Here is a 1163-nt window from a genome sequence, read left to right as displayed (position 1 = left end):
GATAGGATGTTTAAAAAGACCTGATGGAGCCTGCCCTCATTTCCTTTTATAATCGCCCGATCCTGCGTGTATTCTTTGATGACTGTGATTTTGTGCTTGAAGGTATTCTTGAGTATTACCAGACAGTTATCTATAATCTCATTGATGTTGCATTCCTCAGTCATAGACTTTTGTTGTCTACTAAAATGACTTAAGCTTTTTACAATTTTGCTGGCTCTATTTACACCATCGTTAATAATGTCAAAGTATGGTTTTAATTTATCTATTTCTTGACCATACTCGGAGTTATTCAATTCTTGAATAAGAGCAGAAAGACCATTTTGAATAAAATTCAGCGGGTTGTTTATTTCATGACCAATGCCGGCTGCAAGCACCCCTAATGATGCCATTTTTTCAGCTTTAAGTAGCTGCTGTTGGGTATTCTTTAAATTTTGAATCGCACGTGCTAGCTCATCATTCCCCTTTTTCAATTCTATGTTTTTTTCTTCTAAGGCCTCAGTTCTTTCTTTAACTATTGCCTCTAAGTTTTCTGTATAACGCTCTAATTTAGCTTGGGCTTGCTTGAGAAGGGTTATATCTTCAATGAATAATGATAATCCTGTTATCTCATCATTTTGATAGATAGGATTATAACTGAAAAGGAGATAAAGTGTCTCTTTGGTAGTTGGGTGCTCTATGGTTTCTTGAAATTTCTCGCCATTAAGGGCTCTATCTTGAAAACCTTTCCATTTCTCAACAAGTGGATTGTTCATTATACCAAAAATATCCATCCCCTTAGTGAGGGTTATATTTTCTACTTCGTTAGCATATTGAGCAAATGACTGGTTAAATTCAACCAACAAATTATCTTTATCAAATAATGCTATTAGACTCTGAGTACTCTCGAATATTGCTTTTAAATTCGCCTCTCTTTCAATAAGTTGATTTTGAGCTAATTTTTTATCAGTCTCGTCAATACCAAAAAATAGAATTTCAATCTCGTCACTTACATGACGTTTAACTATTTGCCAATTAATGGTTTTTTCTTGACCACTTGGTGTGCGAAGTGTACCAGTATAAGTGTCCTTATTGTTTATCAGACCCGTATTCCAAAAGATTTCAACTTTATCTTGGGATAAATTTGGAAATAGGACGCTTGCCAAGTTTGTTTTTTTAATTTGATC

At 34.4% G+C, this 1163-nt stretch carries 1 protein-coding gene; it reads right to left on the bottom strand.

All coding sequences use genetic code 11. The annotated features are described in order from the left end of the window. Positions 1-1142: PAS domain S-box protein (locus tag E1140_RS00245; RefSeq protein WP_155177956.1), on the bottom strand; the 1142-nt coding region annotated here is incomplete at its 3' end. Positions 1143-1163: the final 21 nt, after the last annotated feature.

Origin of the sequence: Fulvivirga lutimaris (genome assembly GCF_009711525.1) — a bacterium.
GTDB classification, from domain to species: Bacteria; Bacteroidota; Bacteroidia; order Cytophagales; family Cyclobacteriaceae; genus Fulvivirga; species Fulvivirga lutimaris.
Note: the sequence above shows the minus strand (reverse complement) of the source record. Positions and strands in the feature narration are given on the sequence as shown.